22 protein-coding genes and 1 pseudogene are annotated in these 20,675 nt (G+C 63.2%); 19 read left to right on the forward strand and 4 right to left on the reverse strand.

Features of this window, described 5'->3' with window-relative positions; genetic code table 11:
- Positions 1 to 161 precede the first annotated feature (161 nt).
- The 3 genes and pseudogenes from floR to ACFOOL_RS06165 all read left to right on the forward strand — a co-directional run.
- Positions 162 to 1,376: a chloramphenicol/florfenicol efflux MFS transporter FloR gene (floR, locus tag ACFOOL_RS06155; protein WP_380095813.1), complete on the forward strand. Its 1,215-nt coding sequence runs from the start codon at positions 162 to 164 to the stop codon at positions 1,374 to 1,376.
- 28 nt (positions 1,377 to 1,404) lie between these two features.
- Complete coding sequence (locus ACFOOL_RS16460) at positions 1,405 to 1,629, forward strand: helix-turn-helix domain-containing protein (protein WP_023517525.1); 225 nt, start codon at positions 1,405 to 1,407, stop codon at positions 1,627 to 1,629.
- A 214-nt stretch (positions 1,630 to 1,843) separates the two neighbouring features.
- A pseudogene (locus ACFOOL_RS06165) lies at positions 1,844 to 1,948 on the forward strand (DUF3363 domain-containing protein); the annotation flags it as partial.
- Here the strand turns inward: ACFOOL_RS06165 and tetR are convergent.
- Positions 1,945 to 2,571 carry a tetracycline resistance transcriptional repressor TetR gene (gene tetR, locus ACFOOL_RS06170; RefSeq protein WP_023517523.1) on the reverse strand — a complete coding sequence of 209 codons (627 nt, stop codon included), beginning with the start codon at positions 2,569 to 2,571 and terminating at the stop codon, positions 1,945 to 1,947. The pseudogene ACFOOL_RS06165 and the gene tetR sit on opposite strands and share 4 nt — an antisense overlap.
- A gap of 104 nt (positions 2,572 to 2,675) precedes the next feature.
- On the opposite strand from tetR, the gene tet(G) reads away from it, so the two are divergent.
- Together tet(G) and ACFOOL_RS06180 are read left to right on the forward strand one after the other, a co-directional pair.
- The gene (gene tet(G) / locus ACFOOL_RS06175) at positions 2,676 to 3,851 is read left to right on the forward strand and encodes a tetracycline efflux MFS transporter Tet(G) (RefSeq protein WP_164685248.1); all 1,176 of its coding nucleotides are present in this window, start codon (positions 2,676 to 2,678) and stop codon (positions 3,849 to 3,851) included.
- Between the two features lie 92 nt (positions 3,852 to 3,943).
- On the forward strand, positions 3,944 to 4,858 hold the full coding sequence (locus ACFOOL_RS06180; protein ID WP_449240184.1) for a LysR family transcriptional regulator: 915 nt from the start codon (positions 3,944 to 3,946) through the stop codon (positions 4,856 to 4,858).
- A gap of 34 nt (positions 4,859 to 4,892) precedes the next feature.
- Here the strand turns inward: ACFOOL_RS06180 and fabF are convergent, their stop codons facing one another.
- Both fabF and ACFOOL_RS06190 read right to left on the reverse strand, forming a co-directional pair.
- The gene (gene fabF, locus ACFOOL_RS06185) at positions 4,893 to 6,155 is read right to left on the reverse strand and encodes a beta-ketoacyl-ACP synthase II (RefSeq protein WP_037405038.1); all 1,263 of its coding nucleotides are present in this window, start codon (positions 6,153 to 6,155) and stop codon (positions 4,893 to 4,895) included.
- A gap of 4 nt (positions 6,156 to 6,159) precedes the next feature.
- Positions 6,160 to 6,669: a winged helix-turn-helix transcriptional regulator gene (locus tag ACFOOL_RS06190; protein WP_037405040.1), complete on the reverse strand. Its 510-nt coding sequence runs from the start codon at positions 6,667 to 6,669 to the stop codon at positions 6,160 to 6,162.
- A 177-nt stretch (positions 6,670 to 6,846) separates the two neighbouring features.
- Between ACFOOL_RS06190 and ACFOOL_RS06195 the strand changes: the two genes are divergently transcribed.
- From ACFOOL_RS06195 to trbF, 11 genes are all read left to right on the forward strand, one after another.
- Positions 6,847 to 7,821 carry a LysR family transcriptional regulator gene (locus ACFOOL_RS06195; protein ID WP_380095816.1) on the forward strand — a complete coding sequence of 325 codons (975 nt, stop codon included), beginning with the start codon at positions 6,847 to 6,849 and terminating at the stop codon, positions 7,819 to 7,821.
- Between the two features lie 130 nt (positions 7,822 to 7,951).
- Complete coding sequence (locus ACFOOL_RS06200) at positions 7,952 to 9,940, forward strand: conjugal transfer protein TraG (protein WP_380095818.1); 1,989 nt, start codon at positions 7,952 to 7,954, stop codon at positions 9,938 to 9,940.
- 10 nt (positions 9,941 to 9,950) lie between these two features.
- Entirely contained in the window at positions 9,951 to 10,430 is a 480-nt protein-coding gene (locus tag ACFOOL_RS06205; RefSeq protein WP_380095820.1) for a CopG family transcriptional regulator, read from the forward strand.
- A 146-nt stretch (positions 10,431 to 10,576) separates the two neighbouring features.
- Positions 10,577 to 11,572, forward strand: coding sequence for a P-type conjugative transfer ATPase TrbB (gene trbB / locus ACFOOL_RS06210; protein WP_023514522.1), 996 nt, complete (start codon positions 10,577 to 10,579; stop codon positions 11,570 to 11,572).
- Entirely contained in the window at positions 11,569 to 11,901 is a 333-nt protein-coding gene (locus ACFOOL_RS06215) for a TrbC/VirB2 family protein (protein ID WP_023514521.1), read from the forward strand. Before trbB ends, ACFOOL_RS06215 begins: the two co-directional genes overlap by 4 nt.
- On the forward strand, positions 11,901 to 12,182 hold the full coding sequence (locus ACFOOL_RS06220; RefSeq protein WP_023514520.1) for a VirB3 family type IV secretion system protein: 282 nt from the start codon (positions 11,901 to 11,903) through the stop codon (positions 12,180 to 12,182). Before ACFOOL_RS06215 ends, ACFOOL_RS06220 begins: the two co-directional genes overlap by 1 nt.
- A gap of 10 nt (positions 12,183 to 12,192) precedes the next feature.
- Positions 12,193 to 14,685 carry a conjugal transfer protein TrbE gene (trbE, locus tag ACFOOL_RS06225; RefSeq protein ID WP_380095823.1) on the forward strand — a complete coding sequence of 831 codons (2,493 nt, stop codon included), beginning with the start codon at positions 12,193 to 12,195 and terminating at the stop codon, positions 14,683 to 14,685.
- Entirely contained in the window at positions 14,682 to 15,455 is a 774-nt protein-coding gene (gene trbJ / locus ACFOOL_RS06230) for a P-type conjugative transfer protein TrbJ (protein WP_023514518.1), read from the forward strand. Before trbE ends, trbJ begins: the two co-directional genes overlap by 4 nt.
- 14 nt (positions 15,456 to 15,469) lie before the next feature.
- A complete protein-coding gene (gene trbK-alt / locus ACFOOL_RS06235) occupies positions 15,470 to 15,757 on the forward strand; it encodes a putative entry exclusion protein TrbK-alt (RefSeq protein ID WP_225685326.1) in 288 nt (95 codons plus the stop codon).
- Positions 15,758 to 15,759: 2 nt separating this feature from the next.
- Positions 15,760 to 17,145, forward strand: coding sequence for a P-type conjugative transfer protein TrbL (trbL, locus tag ACFOOL_RS06240; RefSeq protein ID WP_023514516.1), 1,386 nt, complete (start codon positions 15,760 to 15,762; stop codon positions 17,143 to 17,145).
- Positions 17,142 to 17,831 carry a conjugal transfer protein TrbF gene (trbF, locus tag ACFOOL_RS06245; RefSeq protein ID WP_380095826.1) on the forward strand — a complete coding sequence of 230 codons (690 nt, stop codon included), beginning with the start codon at positions 17,142 to 17,144 and terminating at the stop codon, positions 17,829 to 17,831. Before trbL ends, trbF begins: the two co-directional genes overlap by 4 nt.
- A gap of 5 nt (positions 17,832 to 17,836) precedes the next feature.
- Here trbF and ACFOOL_RS06250 read toward each other — a convergent pair whose 3' ends face one another.
- Complete coding sequence (locus ACFOOL_RS06250) at positions 17,837 to 18,214, reverse strand: nuclear transport factor 2 family protein (RefSeq protein ID WP_024269984.1); 378 nt, start codon at positions 18,212 to 18,214, stop codon at positions 17,837 to 17,839.
- Positions 18,215 to 18,232: 18 nt separating this feature from the next.
- Between ACFOOL_RS06250 and trbG the strand changes: the two genes are divergently transcribed.
- The 3 genes from trbG to ACFOOL_RS06265 are packed head-to-tail and all read left to right on the forward strand — an operon-like array spanning position 18,233 to position 20,576.
- Positions 18,233 to 19,228 carry a P-type conjugative transfer protein TrbG gene (gene trbG / locus ACFOOL_RS06255; RefSeq protein ID WP_037405078.1) on the forward strand — a complete coding sequence of 332 codons (996 nt, stop codon included), beginning with the start codon at positions 18,233 to 18,235 and terminating at the stop codon, positions 19,226 to 19,228.
- A complete protein-coding gene (locus ACFOOL_RS06260; RefSeq protein WP_380095828.1) occupies positions 19,225 to 20,352 on the forward strand; it encodes a TrbI/VirB10 family protein in 1,128 nt (375 codons plus the stop codon). Before trbG ends, ACFOOL_RS06260 begins: the two co-directional genes overlap by 4 nt.
- Positions 20,353 to 20,354: 2 nt before the next feature.
- Positions 20,355 to 20,576 (forward strand): DUF2274 domain-containing protein, encoded by a 222-nt coding sequence (locus tag ACFOOL_RS06265; protein WP_047581001.1) that lies wholly within the window; start codon positions 20,355 to 20,357, stop codon positions 20,574 to 20,576.
- Positions 20,577 to 20,675 lie beyond the last annotated feature (99 nt).

A 20,675-nucleotide genomic window follows, 5' to 3' on the forward strand; every position in this document is an offset into this window, starting at 1 on the left:
ATCTTTTCAATGTGAGGTCAACGGCATGGGAGCCAGTATTACAGCAGACAAGTAAGCCGCAACAACAAGCATTGTTGTTGCGGCGTTCTGTAAGACCAATCCTGTTTGATTGCTGACGAGCAGACGCCGCCCGGTATCTCTAATCGAGCGGTTGATTCGTCATGACCACCACACGCCCCGCGTGGGCCTATACGTTGCCGGCAGCCTTGCTGCTGATGGCTCCTTTCGACATCCTCGCGTCACTGGCGATGGATGTTTATCTTCCCGTCGTTCCGGCGATGCCCGGCATCCTGAATACGACGCCATCCATGATCCAACTCACGTTGAGCCTCTACATGGTGATGCTCGGCGTGGGACAGGTGATTTTCGGACCGATTTCGGATCGCATCGGGAGACGGCCAGTCTTGCTTGCGGGCGGGGCGCTTTTCATCGTCGCTTCTCTCGGAGCGGCATGGTCGTCAACGGCCGCAGCCTTCGTTGCTTTCCGCCTGCTACAAGCGGTCGGCGCGTCGGCGGCGCTGGTGGCGACGTTCGCGACGGTTCGCGACGTTTATGCCAGCCGGCCCGAGGGCGTCGTCATCTACGGTCTTTTCAGTTCGATGCTGGCCTTTGTGCCCGCCCTTGGCCCAATCGCCGGAGCACTGATCGGCGAGTTTTTCGGATGGCGGGCGATATTCGTCACGCTGGCTGCGCTTGCGTTACCCGCACTCTTGAATGCCGGTTTCAGATGGCACGAAACCCGCCCGTTGGATGGAGCAGGGACGCGCCGATCCGTTTTGCCGATCTTCGCGAGTCCGGCCTTTTGGGTTTACACGATAGGCTTTAGCGCCGGCATGGGCACATTCTTTGTCTTCTTCTCGACAGCGCCCCGCGTGCTCATAGGCCAAGCCGACTATTCCGAAATTGGATTCAGTTTGGTCTTCGCCACCGTCGCATTGGTCATGATCGTGACAACCCGGTTCGCGAAGTCCTTTGTCACCAGATGGGGCATCGCGGGATGCGTAGCGCGTGGAATGGCGTTGCTCGTTTTCGGGGCGGTCCTGTTGGGGATCGGCGAGCTATTCGGTTCGCCGTCATTCCTCACCTTCATCGTGCCGATGTGGGTCATAGCGGTCGGCATTGTCTTTACGGTGTCGGTTACCGCCAACGGCGCGCTTGCACAGTTCGACGACATCGCAGGATCGGCAGTCGCCTTCTACTTCTGCGTCCAAAGCCTGATCGTCAGCATCGTCGGGACACTAGCGGTAACGCTGTTGAACGGAGATACGGCTTGGCCCGTGATCTGTTACGCCACGACGATGGCGATGCTAGTTTCGACGGGTCTTGCGCTACTTCGATTCCGTGACGTTCACGCCGAGAGGTCGCCGGTCGTCTGACCGGCGACTGGCAGGACGGTCGGCACCCATGCGGCGCACCCGTCATCGCAGCTTCATGAATGGCGGTATCCTGTCCGGCAGGATACCGCTCATTTCCCTTGTTCAGTTCATGGCCGTTGCCGAGCATCTGAATTTTCGGCACGCGGCCAACGCGCTCGGCGTCAGTCAGTCGAGCGTCAGCGCGCGCGTGAAGGCGCTGGAGAAAATCTTGGTGTCCTGCTGTTCGAGCGCCATGCGCGATGCGTCCGGCTAACGGATGCAGGCAGACATTTCATGGAGCTGGTCGCGGTGGGCGTCGATCAGCTCGATCACGCCGTCAAGACCGCCGACATGACAGCGCAAGGCGAATGCGGCCGGCTACGCATCGGTGTCTATGCCCTGATTCCGGGCAGCTTCCTTGCAGAGCTGGTCGGCCAGTATCGGAAGGACCATCCCAATCTCGACATCGAAATCACGGAGGGCACCGCTGGCGGCCGGTCATCGACCGCTAGCTCGGCCGCGAGGTCATGGGCGTCGTGCAGGGCGGATCGGAATCGTGGCAACTCGCGCGGCAGAGGGGGATAAGCCTCTAATCTGTTGTAGATGAACGTAGCCGCTCGAAACCGGTGATGAGGCTGTCAAGTCCGAAGTTGAACGCAGCATCTATGCCTTCTGTTTCCAACTCGTGAAACAGATCGTGCAGGAAGGACGATGCTGCCTGCCCGGACACATCTGATCTGTCCGACATTCTCTCATCGGCATCAGATGCCTGCTGCTCGAGAACGGAACCGACCACATAGTGACTGACCGCCCGGAGCGCCCAAACAGCGTGCTTCGGACCAAAGCCCGCCGCGCAGAGAAAGCGTATTTGTGTCTCGGCAGTGCCAAAATTCGGTTCTGTCGGTCGAGTGCCGGCATGGATGCGCGCCCCGTCGCGATAATAGAGCAACGCCGTTCTGAAACTCTGGGCGTTCTCTTTCAGGAATAGCCGCCAGTCTTCGTTCTCTTCGGGTAGCGAGCGGGTGTGGCGTTCCGTCAACATCGCCTCCGCAAGTGCGTCAAGCAGCGCGCGCTTGCTCTGGAAATGCCAGTAAAGCGCAGGCTGCTGAACCTTGAGGCGTTCAGCGAGCTTTCGCGTCGTCAGGTTGTCCATGCCAACCTCGTTCAGCAGCTCCAGCGCCGCTGCGATCACGGTGCCTTTGTCCAGTTTGGTCATTCACGTTCCTCTGCCAGTGCTTGACAATTTATCAACGATAATTTCTATGTCTATGTTCTTATCATTGATAAAGTCGCTCGCATTGAGCGGCGCTGGAGTTTCAGGTGCGCAGCTCTGCCATCATCGCCCTGCTGATCGTCAGTCTCGACGCCATGGGACTCGGCCTCATCATGCCGGTCCTTCCGACGCTTCTGCGCGAGCTTGTGCCGGCGGAACAGGTCGCTGGTCACTATGGTGCTTTGCTGTCACTCTATGCGTTGATGCAGGTCGTCTTCGCGCCCGTGCTTGGAAAATTTTCAGATGCTTACGGCCGGCGTCCGGTGCTTCTGGCTTCTCTTGCGGGGGCCGCAGTCGATTACACGATTATGGCATCAGCGCCGGTCTTATGGGTTCTCTATATCGGCCGACTCGTTTCTGGCGTCACGGGAGCAACCGGAGCCGTAGCTGCCTCAACCATTGCCGATTCGACGGGGGAAGGTTCTCGCGCACGCTGGTTCGGCTACATGGGGGCCTGTTATGGAGCAGGCATGATTGCCGGGCCAGCACTTGGTGGCATGCTCGGTGGTATTTCTGCCCATGCTCCGTTTATCGCCGCTGCCCTTCTCAACGGCTTCGCGTTCCTGCTTGCCTGCATTTTTCTCAAGGAGACTCATCACAGCCATGGCGGGACCGGAAAGCCGGTTCGCATCAAACCATTCGTTCTGTTCCGGCTGGATGATGCATTGCGCGGGCTAGCTGCGCTTTTCGCAGTCTTCTTCATTATTCAACTGATCGGCCAAGTGCCTGCGGCCCTATGGGTCATCTATGGCGAGGACCGTTTTCAGTGGGACACCACGACTGTTGGTTTGTCGCTTGCGGCATTTGGAGCAACACATGCGATCTTCCAAGCGTTTGTTACCGGCCCGCTTTCAAGCCGGCTTGGAGAGCGGCGCACGCTACTCTTTGGCATGGCTGCGGATGCGACTGGCTTCATTCTTCTGGCTTTTGCCACGCAGGGATGGATGGTGTTCCCGATTTTGTTGCTGCTTGCCGCCGGAGGTGTTGGCATGCCGGCCTTGCAGGCAATGCTTTCAAACAATGTCAGAAGTAACAAGCAAGGAGCTTTACAGGGAACGCTTACAAGCCTCACCAATCTAAGCTCTATCGCGGGACCGCTTGGCTTCACGGCACTCTATTCTGCCACCATAGGAGCATGGAACGGTTGGGTTTGGATTGTCGGCGCGATCCTCTATTTAATATGTCTGCCAATACTACTCAGACCTTTCGCAACTTCATTGTGATTGAGTCATGGCGAATTGGTATGCGTAGACTTACGAGGAATGACGGATTAAATCCGTTGAGCCATCATCTCCTCTCGGGGCGAGTGCCGATGATGACCTTAGTTCACACTCTCGCCGTCGCCGAATATCTGAACTTCCGCCACGCCGCCAATGCGCTCGGCGTGGCGCAATCCAGCGTCAGCGCCCGCGTGAAGGCGCTGGAAGAAGACCTTGGCATCCTTCTGTTCGAGCGCCATGCGCGGGGTGTTCGGTTGACCGAGGCTGGACGCCACTTCGTCGAGCGGATAGCCGCAGGCATCGACCAACTCGACCATGCGGTGAAGACCGCCGGCATGGCGGCAGCCGGAGAAAGCGGCCGGCTTCGCATCGGTATCCATGCCCTGATCCCTCGCAGCTTCCTCGCAAAGCTGATCGGCCAATACCGCGAAGACCACCCCGGCGTTGAAGTCGAAATGACCGAAGGCACAGCCCGCGAAGCGGTGATGCAGCTTCGCGCCGACCGGCTGGACGTGGTGTTCGTCGCCGGCACGCCCGAGTTGCCCGACTGCCATTCCCGCCGCATATGGACCGAACCGCTCTTGGCGGTGTTACCGGAGCAGCATCCGCTCGCCGAGCGGTCGGCCGTTACATGGGCCGATCTGGCGGGCGAGACGTTCCTTGTTCGGCATGGCGGCACCGGCCCGCAGGTTCATAGCCATATCGTGCTGCGCCATGCCGGACGCTGGCCCGCGCCGTCGATCCTGCACTTCGACGTGGGGCGCGGCGCGCTGCTGTCCATGGTCGGACAGGGCTTCGGCATCACCATCGTCGGGGCCGCCTCGGCGCTGTTGCCGACAACCGGCATTGTCTTCCTGCCCTTCGCCGATGAGCCCGAGCCGGTCGCCTTCTCGGCTGTCTGGTCGCCGTCCAACCGCAGCGCCGCGCTGCGCAACCTGCTCACGGTCGCCAGCGACATGGGCCGGCAGGTCTGCACGAATTCAGTACCGCCACGGATAGCGAGGGCGTGAGCCGAAGTGGTCGCGGAAGCACCGTCCGGGACTGTTATTGCCATCGCCGGAAAGCGACACTTGCATTAACGCCGCCAAAGCCGAATCCGTTGGAAATGGCATGTTCCATGAGAACGGGCCGCGCAGATCGGTGAACTAGGTCGATACCTGCGGCAACAGGATCGGGGTTTTCTAAGTTTCTCGTGGGGGGAGCGATTTGATCCCGTAGGGCGAGTATCGTGAAGATTGCCTCAATACCACCTGCGGCACCAAGTAGGTGCCCCGTCGCCGATTTCGTGGCGCTTACGGCCACATCATGATTGCCAAACACGGATTTTATCGCGGCAATTTCTCCTCGATCTCCTACGGGAGTGGAGGTGGAATGAGCGTTCAAATGTTGAATATCGATTGGCTTCAACCCGGCACTCTGGAGCGCGATTTTCATCGCACGGGCCGCACCTCGACCGTCCTCTGGACCGGCAGTCATATGGTGTGCATCAGCGCTTGTGCCGTATCCCACCAATTCGGCTATGGGCGTGGCACCCCGAGCCAGGGCATGTTCCAATTCCTCTATGACGATCAGACCCGCCCCTTCGGACATTACGAAACCATCGCGCTCGGTGTCGAACGGCCTCGACGCCATTTCCGGCGTAGTATTGTACCCCATGGATAGTGCTCGCGCGGCAGCAAATGCCCCGAGACTAACCGTATCAATGCACGCTTCTGCCCCGCCGCACAGAGCGATGTCGGCTTCGTTGGAGCGTATCAGCCGCGCGGCGTCGCCGATGGCCTGAACGCTGGCAGCGCAGGCGGTTACAGGCGTGCCAATTGGGCCTGTAAATCCATACCTGATGGTAACCTGTCCCGCCGCGAGGTTGGCAAGAAACGATGGTACGGTAAACGGTGATAGCCTCCGTGGCCCCCGAGTGTCGGTTATGCGAACTGCCGAAGCGATAGCGGGAAACCCGCCTATACCAGAAGCAATAATCGTTGCTGTGCGCTCAAATTCGTAGTCGCTCGCGGGATGCCATCCCGCCGTTTCAAGAGCCTCCTTTGCGGCCGCAAGTGCAAACAGAATGAAGCGATCCATTTTTCGTTGATCCTTTGTGTCAACGATCAAATCGGGATCGAAACCGGCTTCGGAATCTTCAATCAGGCTAGGAACGAGTCCCCCGATTTTCACTGGTAGATTGCTGGAAATTTCATCAGGCAATGTTCTAATGCCTGATTTTCCATCAAGGAGTCTGTTCCAGCTTATTTCAGCCCCGGAACCAAGAGGGCCGACTAAACCCATGCCGGTCACAACAATTCGACGCATTGGATTATTCCGCTCCTTTTTCTGAGCTTATCCGCTTCACGCGGTTTATGACGCGCATCGTTTCTTCCGTTGCCGCTGGGCCTGCTAGAAGAACCGTGTTTTCAGGAGTGATTTTTTCTCCAGTATCCGCATCGACTATGATGGCGTTTCGTTCCCTACCAGTTTCCCTGTCGCCAAGGCGCATGGCTATTTCATTGGGCGCAAGGTTCCGGTTTCCCCATGCGAACAGGGCGATTGCTACCGGATAGAAATCTCGCCCTTTGTCGGTAAGGACGTATTCAAATCGAGGCGGATGATCATTGTATCGTTGCCTTTCAAACAACCCTTCGGCTGTGAGATGTTTCAATCGCCTCGCCAAAATGTTCGCGGAAATACCGAGATTCTTCTCGAATTCATCGAATTTGCTCAACCCTTGGAAGGCGTCCCGCAGGATCAAGATGCTCCACCAGTCACCGACGCTTTCCAGCGCTCGGGCTGCGGGACACTCTAATGACAGAAAGCTTGTTCGTTGCATGACACATCCATAATGGTGTAACTTCCATCATGCAAGTCACTTGTGCGTAGTAGGCGACATAGAGGGAGGGGCAATCCAATGCGTCATTCTAAGGAAGCCAAGCAACTGCGTCCGCTACGGCGTGCAATGAAGCACTGTAGTGGCATTTGAGCGATGCGACGGCGGCGATCAGCACCGATGAATGGTTGCCCATGGGGCGTGCCGACCACGCTCGGATCGCGTATCCCCCTCGCATCGCTGATCCAGACGCTTGCCGTCGCTGAGTATCTGAACTTCCGCCACGCGGCCAATGCGCTCGGCGTGGCGCAATCCAGCGTCAGCGCGCGCGTAAAGGCGCTGGAGGAAGACCTTGGCATCCTTCTGTTCGAGCGGCATGCTCGGGGCGTGCGACTGACTGAGGCCGGACGCCACTTCGTCGAGCGGATAGCGGCCGGCGTCGATCAGCTCGACCATGCGGTGAAGACCGCAGGCATGACGGCGGCAGGGAAATGGGGTCGTCTGCGCATCGGTATCCATGCCCTGATCCCCGGCAGCTTCCTTGCTGATCTGATCGCACAATACCGGGAAGACCATCCCGGCATCGAGATCGAGATGATCGAAGGCACGGCCCGCGACGCGGTGATGCAGCTTCGCGCCGACCGGCTCGACGTGGCGTTCGTCGTTGGGAAGCCCAAACTGTCTGACTGCCATACGCGCCCGATCTGGACCGAATCGCTGGTTGCCGTGTTGCCGGATGGGCATCGCCTTGCCGGGCAGGCGGCTATCACATGGGCCGATCTGGCCGGCGAGACCTTCCTTGTCCGCTATGGCGGCACTGGCCCGCAAGTCCACGACCATATCGTGCTGCGCCATGCCGGACGCTGGCCTGCGCCGTCGATCCTGCGCTTCGATGTGGAGCGTGGAACAATGTTGTCCATGGTCGGACAGGGTTTCGGCATCACCATCGTCGGCGCGGCCACGGCGCTGCTGCCGACGACCGGAATCGTCTTCCTACCTTTTGCGGATGAACCAGAGCCGGTTGCCTTTACCGCTGTCTGGTTGCCGTTCAATCGCAGCGCCGCGCTGAAAAACCTGCTCAACCTTGCAAACAATATGAGGCGTTTCGGCGATTCGCCCGGCCAGTTGCGCGATGGCGACCACTCGGCCGGATAACGTGAAGGGAACCCGTCCTATTTGCCGCCGATAGTATCCGGCAGCCCTCCGGCATCCTCTTTCCTGTTGCCCATCCCGATTCTGACTACTCTCTGTTCGGCTCCGTCTCTTTTGCCGACTGGAGGCTGCATTGCGCGGAGGCCGAATCCTTTGGGGTCAAATCGCTGTCGTCCTCACCATCGTTCTGGTGATGACGTGGGCTGCGACGCAATGGGTTGCCTTCCGCCTCGGGTTCCAGCCGCAGCTTGGAACACCATGGTTCGAGCTGGCGGGCCTGCCGGTCTATTATCCGCCGGCCTTCTTCTGGTGGTGGTTTTCGTTCGACGCCTATGCGCCCGCGATCTTTGTCGAGGGCGGCATCATCGCCGTATCGGGCGGCTTTCTTGCCATCGCCGCCGCCATCCTCATGTCGATCATCCGGGCACGGGAGGCTCGCAACGTCGCCACCTACGGCTCCGCACGATGGGCCGAGGACAAGGAAATCCGCGCGGCCGGATTGCTCGGCCCCGATGGCGTCCTGCTCGGCCGATACGACCGGGACTATCTGCGCCATGACGGTCCCGAGCATGTCCTATGCTTCGCCCCGACGCGCAGCGGCAAGGGCGTCGGGCTGGTGGTGCCGACGCTGCTGACATGGCCGGCATCCGCCATTGTCCATGACATAAAAGGGGAAAACTGGACGCTAACGGCCGGCTTCCGCGCGAAGCATGGCCGCGTCCTGCTGTTCGATCCGACCAACGCCGGATCGTCGGCCTACAACCCGCTGCTGGAGGTCCGGCAAGGGGAATGGGAAGTCAGGGACGTGCAGAATATCGCGGATATTCTGGTCGATCCCGAAGGCAGTCTCGACAAGCGCAACCATTGGGAAAAGACCAGCCATAGCTTGCTGGTCGGCGCGATCCTGCATGTTCTCTATGCGGGGAAGGACAAGACTTTGGCGGGCGTCGCCAATTTCCTGTCTGATCCCCGCCGCCCGGTCGAGGCGACCTTGCGCGCTATGATGGATACGCCGCATCTCGGTGAGGCGAGCGTTCATCCCGTTATCGCGTCGTCGGCCCGCGAGCTATTGAACAAATCCGAGAACGAACGGTCGGGCGTATTGAGCACCGCCATGTCGTTTCTCGGCCTCTACCGCGATCCCGTGGTGGCGCGGGTGACGGCGCGATGCGACTGGCGCATTGCCGATCTGGTCGGCAGCCGCCAGCCCGTCACGCTCTACCTTGTCGTGCCGCCGTCCGACATAAACCGCACCAAGCCGCTCATCCGCCTGATCCTCAACCAGATCGGCAGGCGGTTGACGGAGGAATTGACCACCTCCGGCAAGCGGCATCGGTTGCTGTTGATGCTGGACGAGTTTCCCGCGCTCGGCCGTCTGGATTTTTTCGAGTCCGCCTTGGCCTTCATGGCGGGCTACGGCCTCAAGGGCTTTCTGATCGCGCAAAGCCTCAACCAGATCGAGCGCGCCTATGGCCCGAACAATGCAATTCTCGACAACTGCCATGTGCGCGTCAGCTTCGCCACGAACGACGAACGCACCGCCAAGCGGGTGAGCGATGCGCTCGGCACCGCGACCGAGCTGCGCGATTCCACCAACTATGCCGGGCACAGACTGGCCCCGTGGCTCGGGCATCTCATGGTGTCGCGGCAGGAGACGGCCCGGCCGCTGCTCACGCCGGGCGAGATCATGCAGCTTCCGCCCACCGATGAAATCGTGATGGTCGCGGGCACGCCGCCGATCCGCGCGACCAAGGCCCGCTATTTCGAGGATGCACAGTTTCAGGAACGCATCCTGACCCCGCCCGATCCGGTCACCGCTCCGCTTGCGCCCAGCCCATCCGCCGATGATTGGTCCGGCCGCGTGGTCGGGGCGGAAAGCCGTTCCGCGACCGACGCCGCACATGGGGCCGAGGGCGATCCGGCCAATGCCGGCATCCGCCGCGAACCGGAATTGCCGGAGCATGAGGAAATCGTCGCCCCACCGTCGTCGCCGGAACAGGAGTTCGAGTTTCTGGACGACGAGCCGGACGTTGACGCCGCCAAGGCCAGCGCCATGCGTCAACGCATGAGAATGGTCGCGCGGCAGGTGGCGCTGAACCCCGATGACGGAATTGACCTTTGAGGATAGGCCCATGGCAACCAGAACCCGCCTGAATCTTTATTTCGATCCCGCGCTCATTCCGCAGATCGAGGCGATGGCGCTGCGCCGTTCGGTGGCTCTGCGCCGCAATGTCTCGAAATCCGCCATCGTGGAGGCGGCGGTCATGTCCTACCTGTCCGGCGATGCCGACGACCAGCTTGAAGCCGCCATGTCGCGCCGATTGGACAAGCTCGGCCGGCAGATCGACACGCTCGACCTGGATCTCGCCGTTCTCGGCGAGACAGTCGCGCAGTTCATCCATTTCTGGATGACCATCACGCCGCCGCTCACGGGAGCCGCACGATCCGCTGCCCGCGCCAAAGGCGCGGAGCGGTTCGAGGGCTTCATGCAAAATATCGGCCGGCGTCTGGCGACGGGCGACAGGTTCCTCAAAGAGCTGTCGCGTGACCTCAACTCACTTCCCGACGATCCGTTGCCGGACGAGTCCGAGAGCAACGGCGATCAAGAGTAAGTATTCGGACCCATCCTATTTGCCGCCGTTCGCCGCCGATCACCGCACGCAGCTAGATACTTGTTGAACCAGCCCAATTCCGGGCTTTTTTAATCGACCCCGATCCGGGGATCGCATGTCGCGCCCCATGAAGAAGCGGGGCCGACATGACCACCAACCACCACAGGCAGGAAGCGGTCCAGCGCGGCGCGCGCATGTTGCGCACCGCGCTCGGCCCCGTCATTGCCCGGCTGCTCGAAGACCCGGCCGTGGCCGAGGTGATGTTGAACCCGGACGGCCGCCTTTGGGTGGACCGGCTGTCCGAAGGGCTTTCCGATACGGGCGAACGGCTGTCCGCCGCCGATGGCGAACGCATCGTGCGGCTGGTCGCGCATCATGTCGGCGCGGAGGTTCACGCCCGCAGCCCGCGCGTCTCGGCCGAGTTGCCGGAGAACGGGGAGCGGTTCGAGGGCCTGTTGCCGCCGGTGGTCGCCGCCCCGACCTTCGCCATCCGCAAGCCCGCAGTCGCGGTGTTCAGCCTCGACGACTATGTGGCGGCGGGCATCATGTCCGCCGATCAGGCCGCGACGCTATGCGCGGCCGTTTCTTCCCGCGCCAACATCCTCGTGGCGGGCGGCACCAGCACCGGCAAGACCACGTTGACCAATGCGCTGCTCGCCGAGGTGGCGAAGACGGCGGATCGCGTCGTCATCATCGAGGACACGCGCGAGCTGCAATGCGCCGCGCCGAACCTTGTCGCCATGCGGACGAAAGACGGCGTGGCAACGCTTTCCGATCTGGTCCGTTCCTCGCTACGCCTGCGCCCGGATCGCATCCCCATTGGCGAGGTGCGCGGATCGGAAGCCCTCGACCTTCTGAAAGCGTGGGGCACCGGCCATCCGGGCGGGATCGGCACCATCCATGCCGGCACCGGCATCGGCGCGCTCCGTCGCCTTGAACAGCTCATTCAAGAGGCTGTCGTCACCGTCCCGCGCGCCCTGATCGCCGAGACAATCGACCTTGTTGCCGTCCTTTCCGGGCGTGGTTCCGCGCGCCGGCTTGCCGAGCTTGCCCGCGTCGAAGGGCTGGGGCCGGACGGCGACTACCGCATCACGCATCCCATCCCTTCGGCAATCCCCACCAACACAGGAGAATCTTCATGATCCGCACGATTTCGCGCGGCTATCGCCGCATGGCGACCGCCGCATCCATCCTTGCCATCAGTCTCATGCTCGCCCCGGCCGCCCATGCGTCGGGATCGTCGATGCCGTGGGAGCAGCCGCTTCAGCAAATCCTTCAGTCCATCGAGGGGCCGGTTGCCAAGATCGTCGCCGTCATCATCATCATCGCCACCGGCCTCACGTTGGCTTTCGGCGATACCAGCGGCGGGTTCCGCAGGCTGATCCAGATCGTGTTCGGCCTGTCCATCGCCTTCGCGGCGTCGAGCTTCTTCCTGTCGTTCTTCTCGTTCGGCGGCGGGGCGCTCGTTTGATGGCGGGCGGCCTCGAACAGCTCGACGCGGTGCCGGGATTCTCGATCCCGGTCCACCGGGCGTTGACCGAGCATATCCTGCTCGGCGGCGCACCGCGCGCCATCGCCATCATGAACGGAACGCTGGCCGGGGCCGTGGGCCTCGGCCTGCGCCTCTGGCTGGTGGGCATCGCGCTATGGGCCATCGGGCATTTCGCGGCCGTGTGGGCGGCGAAGCGCGACCCCCAATTCGTCGAGGTCGGGCGGCGACATATCCGCATCCCGGCTTTTCTGGCGGTGTGAGGGCGCGGCCATGATGAACCTTACCGAATACCGCCGCACCGCATCCCGGCTCGCCGACTATCTCCCATGGGCCGCGCTGGTCGGCTCGGGCGTCGTCTTGAACAAGGACGGCAGTTTTCAGAGGACGGCGAAGTTTCGCGGTCCCGATCTGGATTCCGCCGTCGCCGCCGAGCTAGTCGCCGTCGCCGGCCGCATCAACAATGCCGTGCGCCGCCTCGGCTCCGGTTGGAGCATCTTCGTTGAGGCGCAGCGCAGCGAGGCCGCGACCTATCCCGACAGCACCTTTCCCGATCCCGCATCGGCGCTGGTCGATGCCGAGCGCAAAGCCGGGTTCGAGGAAGCAGGCACGCATTTCGTGTCGGGCTATTTCCTGACCTTCCTCTGGCTGCCCCCGGCCGAGGAAGCCGCGCGCGCCGAAACATGGCTCTACGAGGGCCGCGAGAAAACCGGCGTGGACCCGTGGGAGCTGCTGCGCGCCTTCATCGACCGCACCGACCGCGTGCTGGCCTTGCTCGACGGCTTCATGCCCGAGTGCCGTTGGATGGATGACGGCGCGACGCTGACCTACCTCCATTCCACCATCTCGACCAACCGGCATCGCGTGCGCGTGCCCGAGGTGCCCATGCACCTCGACGCGCTGCTCGCCGACCAGCCCTTGACCGGCGGGCTGGAGCCGCGCCTTGGCGACGCGCATCTGCGCGTGCTGACCATTGTGGGATTCCCGACCGCGACGACGCCGGGCCTGCTCGACGAAATGAACCGCCTGCCGTTCCCCTACAGGTGGAACACCCGCGCCATCCTGCTCGACAAGACGGACGCAACCCGACTGCTCACCAAGATCAGGCGACAATGGTTCGCCAAGCGCAAGAGCATCGCGGCGATTCTCAAAGAGGTAATGACCAACGAGGCGTCCGCGCTTGTGGACACCGACGCGGCGAACAAGGCGCTCGACGCCGACATGGCCTTGCAGGAGCTTGGCGCAGACGTGGCGGGCATGGCCTATGTCACGGCCACCGTCACCGTATGGGATGCCGAGCCGCGCATAGCCGACGAGAAGCTGCGCCTGGTCGAGAAGATTGTTCAGGGCCGCGACTTCACCGCCATGCCCGAGAGCGTCAACGCGGTTGACGCATGGCTCGGCAGCCTGCCCGGACACGCCTACGCCAATGTCCGGCAGCCGCCTATCAGCACTTTGAATCTCGCCCACATGATCCCGCTGTCGGCGGTGTGGGCGGGGCCGGAACGGGACGAGCATTTCGGTGCGCCCCCTTTGCTCTTTGGAAAGACCGAAGGCTCAACGCCGTTCCGGCTAAGTCTCCATGTCGGCGACGTAGGCCACACCCTTGTCGTCGGCCCCACGGGCGCGGGCAAATCCGTGCTGCTCGCCCTCATGGCCTTGCAGTTCCGGCGCTACGCTGGATCGCAGGTTTTCGCCTTCGACTTCGGCGGCAGCATCCGCGCCGCATCGCTCGCCATGGGCGGCGACTGGCACGACCTTGGCGGCGGATTGACCGATGGGGCCGAGGCGTCCGTCTCGCTCCAGCCGCTCGCCCGCATCCACGACACCTATGAACGCGCATGGGCGGCGGACTGGATCGCCGCGATCCTCATGCGCGAAGGCATCGCCATCACGCCCGAGGTAAAGGAATATCTTTGGACGGCGCTGACTTCGCTGGCCTCGGCCCCGGTCGAGGAACGCACCATCACCGGCCTTGCGGTGCTGCTGCAATCCAACGATCTGAAACAGGCGCTTCGACCGTTCTGCGTCGGCGGTGCCTATGGCCGGCTGCTCGACGCCGAGGCGGAACACCTCGGCTCGGCGGACGTGCAGGCGTTCGAGATCGAGGGGCTTGTCGGGACCGGCGCGGCCCCGGCCGTGCTGTCCTACCTGTTCCATCGCATCGGCGACCGGCTCGACGGCCGACCCACGCTTCTCATCATAGATGAAGGCTGGCTCGCGCTCGACGATGAAGGTTTTGCCGGCCAGCTCCGCGAATGGCTGAAAACGCTGCGCAAGAAAAACGCCAGCGTCATCTTCGCCACGCAAAGCCTGTCCGACATTGACGGCAGCAACATCGCGCCCGCGATTATCGAGAGCTGTCCGACGCGGCTCTTGCTGCCGAACGAGCGGGCCATCGAACCGCAGATCACGGCCATCTATCGCCGCTTCGGCCTCAATGACCGCCAGATCGAAATCCTCGCAAGGGCCACGCCCAAACGGGATTACTACTGCCAAAGCCGCAGGGGCAATCGCCTGTTCGAGCTTGGCCTGTCCGAAGTCGGCCTCGCGCTCTGCGCCGCATCCGCCAAATCCGACCAGACGCTCATCGCGCAGATCGTCGCCGAACACGGCCGCGATGGCTTCCTCGCCGCATGGCTACAGGCGCGCGGCGTCGATTGGGCGGCCGACCTGATCCCCAACCTCACCAATCTCGCCGACCGGCCGGAATCCGCCGTGCCGGCCCGGCTCGATAACCACCCCACACAGGAGATTCTTCTATGACCTATTCCAAGATCGTCGGTGCCTCGGCCCTTACGCTGGCGCTCGCCGTGCCCGTCGCGCTTTCGCCCATGCTGGCAAGCCCGGCCCATGCGCAATTCGGCTTCGGCCGCATCGTCTATGACCCGAGCAACTATGCGCAGAACGTGCTCACGGCAGCGCGCACGCTGGAGCAGATCAACAACCAGATCACCAGCCTCCAGAACGAGGCGCAGATGCTCATCAATCAGGCCCGCAATCTGGCGAGCCTGCCATATTCATCGCTCCAGCAGCTCCAGCAGAACGTCCAGCGCACGCAACAGCTTTTGGGCCAAGCGCAGAACATCGCTTTCGAGGTCGGCCAGATCGACCAAGCGTTCCAGCAGCAATATGGCAACGTCTCGCTTTCGACGACCGACGCCCAGCTTGTCGCCGATGCACGTAGCCGCTGGGAGAACACGGTCGGCGGCTTGCAGGACGCGATGCGCGTTCAGGCGGGCGCGGTCGGCAATATCGACGGCAACCGTGCCGAGATGGCCGCGCTGGTCGGCCAGAGTCAGGGCGCAACCGGCGCGCTGCAAGCCACGCAGGCCGGCAATCAGCTTCTCGCGCTCCAGTCGCAACAGCTTTCCGACCTGATCGCGGTCATCTCGGCGAATGGCCGCGCCGATGCGCTGACCGAGGCAGAGCGCGCGACTGCCGCCGAACAGGGCCGCATCCAGCGCGAGCGGTTCCTGACGCCCGGCACCGGCTACCAGCCGGGCAACGCGCAGATGTTCAACGGTAACAACTGACCGGGAGGCTCGCCATGGACGGCAAGATGCTGGCGCGGCTTACAGCCGTTGTGTTCATCGCCATCGCCGTTACGGCGACCGCAATCGACATGGCGCGGAAGGACGAACCTCCCGCGCCACGGCCCGCATCGGCCCTCCAGCCCCCGGCCGATCCGCTGCGCGAAAGCCTGCGCCGTTGCCAGCAGCTCGGCGAGGCGGCGGCAAGCGACGCCGACTGCCTCGCCGCATGGGCTGAATCCCGCGACCGCTTCCTCGGCCGCACGCCAGCGCCCGCCGCACCGCAATCCAGCGAAGGGCGCTGACCATGGGCAACACGGGCGTCATCGACTCTTTTCTAGGCGTATTCACCTCCTACATCGACAGCGGTTTCGGCCTGCTCGGCGGCGAGGTCGCCTTCATCGCCACCACCCTGATCGTGATCGACGTGACGCTCGCCGCGCTCTTTTGGGCATGGGGCGCGGATGACGACATCATCGCGCGCTTGGTGAAAAAGACGCTGTTCGTCGGCGTCTTCGCCTACATCATTTCTAACTGGAACAACCTCGCCCGGATCGTCTTCGAGAGCTTCGCCGGCCTTGGCCTCATGGCGTCGGGCACCGGCTTTTCTGTCACCGATCTGATGCGGCCGGGCCGCGTCGCGCAGACCGGCCTCGACGCCGGCCGTCCGCTGCTCGATTCCATTTCCGACCTGATGGGCTGGATCAGCTTTTTCGAGAATTTCATCCAGATCGCTTGCCTGCTGTTCGCATGGGCGCTTGTGGTGCTGGCCTTTTTCATTTTGGCGATCCAGCTTTTCGTGACGCTGATCGAGTTCAAACTGGTGACGCTAGCCGGCTTTGTGCTGATCCCGTTCGGGTTGTTCGGCAAGACCGCCTTCATGGCTGAAAAGGTGCTTGGCAACGTAGTGTCGTCCGGCATCAAGGTCTTGGTCCTCGCCGTCATCATCGGCATCGGCTCGACACTGTTCTCGCAATTCACGGCCGGTTTCGGCGGGGCGACCCCGACCATCGACGACGCGATGGCGATTGTGCTCGCCGCGCTGTCGCTGCTTGGCCTCGGCATCTTCGGCCCCGGTATCGCCAACGGCATCGTTTCGGGCGGGCCGCAACTCGGCGCAGGCGCGGCCGTTGGCACGGGCCTCGCCGCTGGCGGCATGGTGCTTGCCGGCGGCGCGGCGGCTGGCGGCGGGGCCATGCTTGCCGCGAAGGGCGGCGCTGCTGCTCTGTCCGGTGGGGCCGCGGCCGTCCGTGGAGGCGCGACCGCCGCGGGCGCGGCGACCGCTGCCTATAGCGTCGGCTCGCTCGGCCAGTCCGGCGCGGCGGGCGTTGCCTCCGGCCTCGGCGGTGTCGCCCGAGCGGCAGGCTCGGCCGCCGTCTCGCCGCTCAAACGCGCAGCCTCCAGCGCAACATCCCGCGCAAGCGAAAGCGTCAAATCCAGCTTCTCCGCTGGCGTAAAGGCCGGCTTCGGCGCGACTGGCGGCAGCTCCACCATGGGCACGGTCGGCGGTGCGAGTGCCGATCCCGCAGCCGCGCCATCCAGCCCGGCCGGCGGTCCTCCGGCTTGGGCGCAGCGGATGCAGCGCCGGCAGGCCATGAACCATGGCACCACCATGACCGCCCATGCCGTCCGCTCCGGCGACAGCCACGGCTCCGGTTCCTCCGTCAACCTTTCCGAAAGTGACCGCTCATGAGTATCTTCAAACGACCAGCAACCCATTACGGCAAATCGCCCGAACCCGAGACGCCCTATCAGAAGGCCGCGCAGGCATGGGACGAGCGTATCGGCTCGGCCCGCGTGCAGGCGAGGAACTGGAGGCTCATGGCCTTCGGCTCCCTGATCCTTTCGGCCGGCTTTGCCTCGGCGCTGGTCTGGCAGTCCGCACGTGGGACCGTGGTGCCTTGGGTCGTTCAGGTCGATAATCTCGGTCAGGCGCAGACCGTCGCCCCCGCGAGCGCCGACTATCGCCCGACCGATCCGCAGATCGCGTTCCATCTCGGCCGCTTCATCGAGCAGGTCCGCGCGATCCCGGCCGACGCGATCATTGTCCGCCAGAACTGGCTTCGCGCCTATGAGTGGACCACGGATCGCGGTGCGGCGGCATTGAACGATTACGCCCGCGCCAATGATCCCTTCACGCGCGTCGGTCGCCAGCAGGTCGCCGTCGAGGTGTCGAGCGTCATCCGGGCCTCGCCCAACAGCTTCCGCGTGGCGTGGACGGAAAGGCATTTCGAGAACGGCCAGCTTTCCACGACCGAACGATGGACGGCTATTCTCACCATCGTCATCCAGCCCCCGCGCGACGCCGAGCGCCTGCGCGCCAATCCGTTGGGAATATACGTCAATGCAATTTCGTGGTCGCGGGAGATGAGCCAATGAAAGCGTCAGCTTGCATCAATCACTTCGCTGATCTTCCCCTCGGAGATCATGAAGAACGAGGTGCCCGTCATCTCGATCTCCTGCCCGGCCTTCCAGCCGTTGGGCAGATCGGTTTTGACCTTGGCGCGATAGCCGATGCGCACCGCTGCACGGTCGTCTATGGCGATGCAGTCGAGGATCGTCTGTTCTCTTTCAGCAAACAACTGGACGCCCTGTTCCGCCAGCGCGCGAAATGCCTCGATCCCGTGCGTTTCGTTCGTCATCTCTCCGTTCGATCTGTTGATAAACCGAACGTCGCCCGACAGGCAGTCGAGCATCGCCTGAACATTCATCCTGTTGTAGGCGTCGATATACCGGGCAACAATCGTCGGCACAGAATCCATTCTGTCGGTTCCTCCTTACTGATCCTGAAGTCGCTAACCTATGCGATTTTTGCGTCGGCGGTGGCAATTACTTTGGCAGGCTGCGCGACCAACCGGACGCCGCAATTCAGCTACGACGCCAGCGTGCCGCCGCTGCCGACCGTGCAGGTGGCGGCAACCGACAACACGCCTCGGCCGCTGCATGTGCCCCCGGCATGGACCGTGGCGCGCGGCGGCACCGCCGCAGGCACGCCAACCGGCCGCGTCGAGAACGCCAATGCCGCCGCCCGCGTCGAGCCGCGCCGGGAAGGCTACTACAACGCCATCCAGATATATCCGTGGAGCGAAGGCGCGCTCTATCAGGTCTATGCCGCAGTCGGGCAGATCACGACCATTGCGCTGGAGCCGGGCGAGAGTCTGACCGGCGCGGGGCCGATTGCAGCCGGCGACACCGCCCGCTGGATCATCGGCGACACCGAGAGCGGCAGCGGTGCGAACCGCCGTGTCCATATCCTCGTGAAGCCGACACGGCCGGACATTTCCACCAACCTTGTCGTCACCACCGACCGACGCACCTACATGATCGAACTGCGCGCGCGGGAATCGCTCTACATGCCTTCCGTCGCATGGTCCTATCCCGCAACGCCCGGCCAGCGCCGCGCCGTCCCGGCCGCGCCAATCATCCCGGCCGAGGCTGCGCGGAACTATCGCTATGGCTTGCAGGTGCAGGGCGACAGCCCGCCATGGCGGCCGGTTTCGGTGTTCGACGATGGACGCCGCGTCTATGTCGTCTTCCCGGCCGGGATTGTGCAGGGCGAAATGCCGCCGATCTTCGTGCTTGGCGCGAACGGCGAGCCGCAGATCGTCAATTCCCGCATCCACCAGAACGTCCTGATCGTGGACCGCCTGTTCGGCGCGGCCGAGTTGCGCCTTGGCAGCGGCAACCGCCAGCAGGTCGTCAGGATCGTCCGCACCAACCCGACGCAGGCCGCAGCAGAGCCAGCCAGCACGACCACGGGAGGATCGTCCTCATGAGCGATACCGATACCGCCGCCCCCATGCGCCTGCGCGCCGAAACGCCCCGTGTCACGCGCCTATCGCGCAAGATGCTGGCAGGCGTCGGAGCCGTCGCGCTTCTCGGCATCGGCGGGGCGCTGATCTATGCGCTCCAGACCCGCGATGCAGGACCGGGAGGGGACGAACTCTATTCGACCGAGAACCGCCCCACGGCGGACGGATTGTCTGGCCTGCCGCGCGACTATAGCGGCCCGGCGCTCGGCCCGGCGCTACCCGGCGACCTCGGCCGCCCGATCCTCGACGCGCAGAACCGGGGGCAGCCCATTGTAACGCCGGCAATCACGACGCCCGCCGTCGATCCAGAGGAAGAACGCCGCAGGGCCGAGGAAGAAGCCGCGCGCTTGAGCAACGTCTTTTTCCAGTCCGGCCCCCGCAGGGGAGCGCCAGCCGGCACCGCCATGCCCGGCCTTGCCGGGCTTGGCCTCGGCGGGCAGCCCGCGACACAGGATCGCCACGCGGCATTTCTCAATGGACCCGTGGACCGGCAGACCGTCGCCCCGGATCGCGTTGCGCCGCCGGCATCGCCCTACATCCTTCAGGCCGGGGCCGTGATCCCCGCTGCGCTGATAACCGGCATCCGTTCCGATCTGCCCGGCCAGATCACCGCGCAGGTGACGGAGAACGTCTATGACAGCCCGACCGGCTCGCTGCTGCTGATCCCGCAAGGCACCCGCATCATCGGCCAATACAATGACGGCGTGACCTTCGGCCAGCGTCGCGTGTTGCTGGTCTGGAATCGCCTGATCCTGCCGGGCGGCCGGTCCATCGTTCTGGAACGCCTGCCGGGCGCGGACGCCAGCGGCTATGCTGGCCTTGAGGATGGCGTCGATTATCATTGGTGGGGTCTGATGAAGGCCGCAGGGCTGTCCACGCTGCTCGCAGTCGGCACCGAGCTGGCGACCAGCGACGAGGACCGGCTGATCCGCGCCATCCGCGACGGGGCGCAGGATACCGTCAATCAGGCCGGCCAGCAGATCGTCCAACGCCAGTTGCAGGTCGCGCCGACGCTGACGATCCGGCCCGGCTTTCCGGTCAGGATTATCGTCACCCGCGATCTTGTGTTCGAGCCGGCAGGAGGTTGACCATGACCAAGCTGAAACTCGGCCCGCTGCCAGACGACAAGCCCGTCAAGGTGACGGTGGAGTTGCCCGCGCCGCTCCACCGCGATCTGGTCGCTTATGCCGAAGTGCTGGCGCGCGAGACGGGCCAGCCTGTCGCCGATCCCGTCAGGCTCATCGTGCCGATGCTGGAGCGGTTCATCGCAACGGATCGGGGGTTTGCGAGAGCGCGGCGAGCCGCCAACTAAGTCCCATCCCGGCAGGGGTGCCGCCAGCGCATAGACGCAAATGCGGCACGCTACAGGCCGCCGACTGCCCTCCATGGTTCGCCTAATTCCGGGGCCTAT

It is taken from the genome of Devosia honganensis (assembly GCF_042648785.1).
Taxonomy (GTDB): Bacteria; Pseudomonadota; Alphaproteobacteria; order Rhizobiales; family Devosiaceae; genus Devosia; species Devosia honganensis.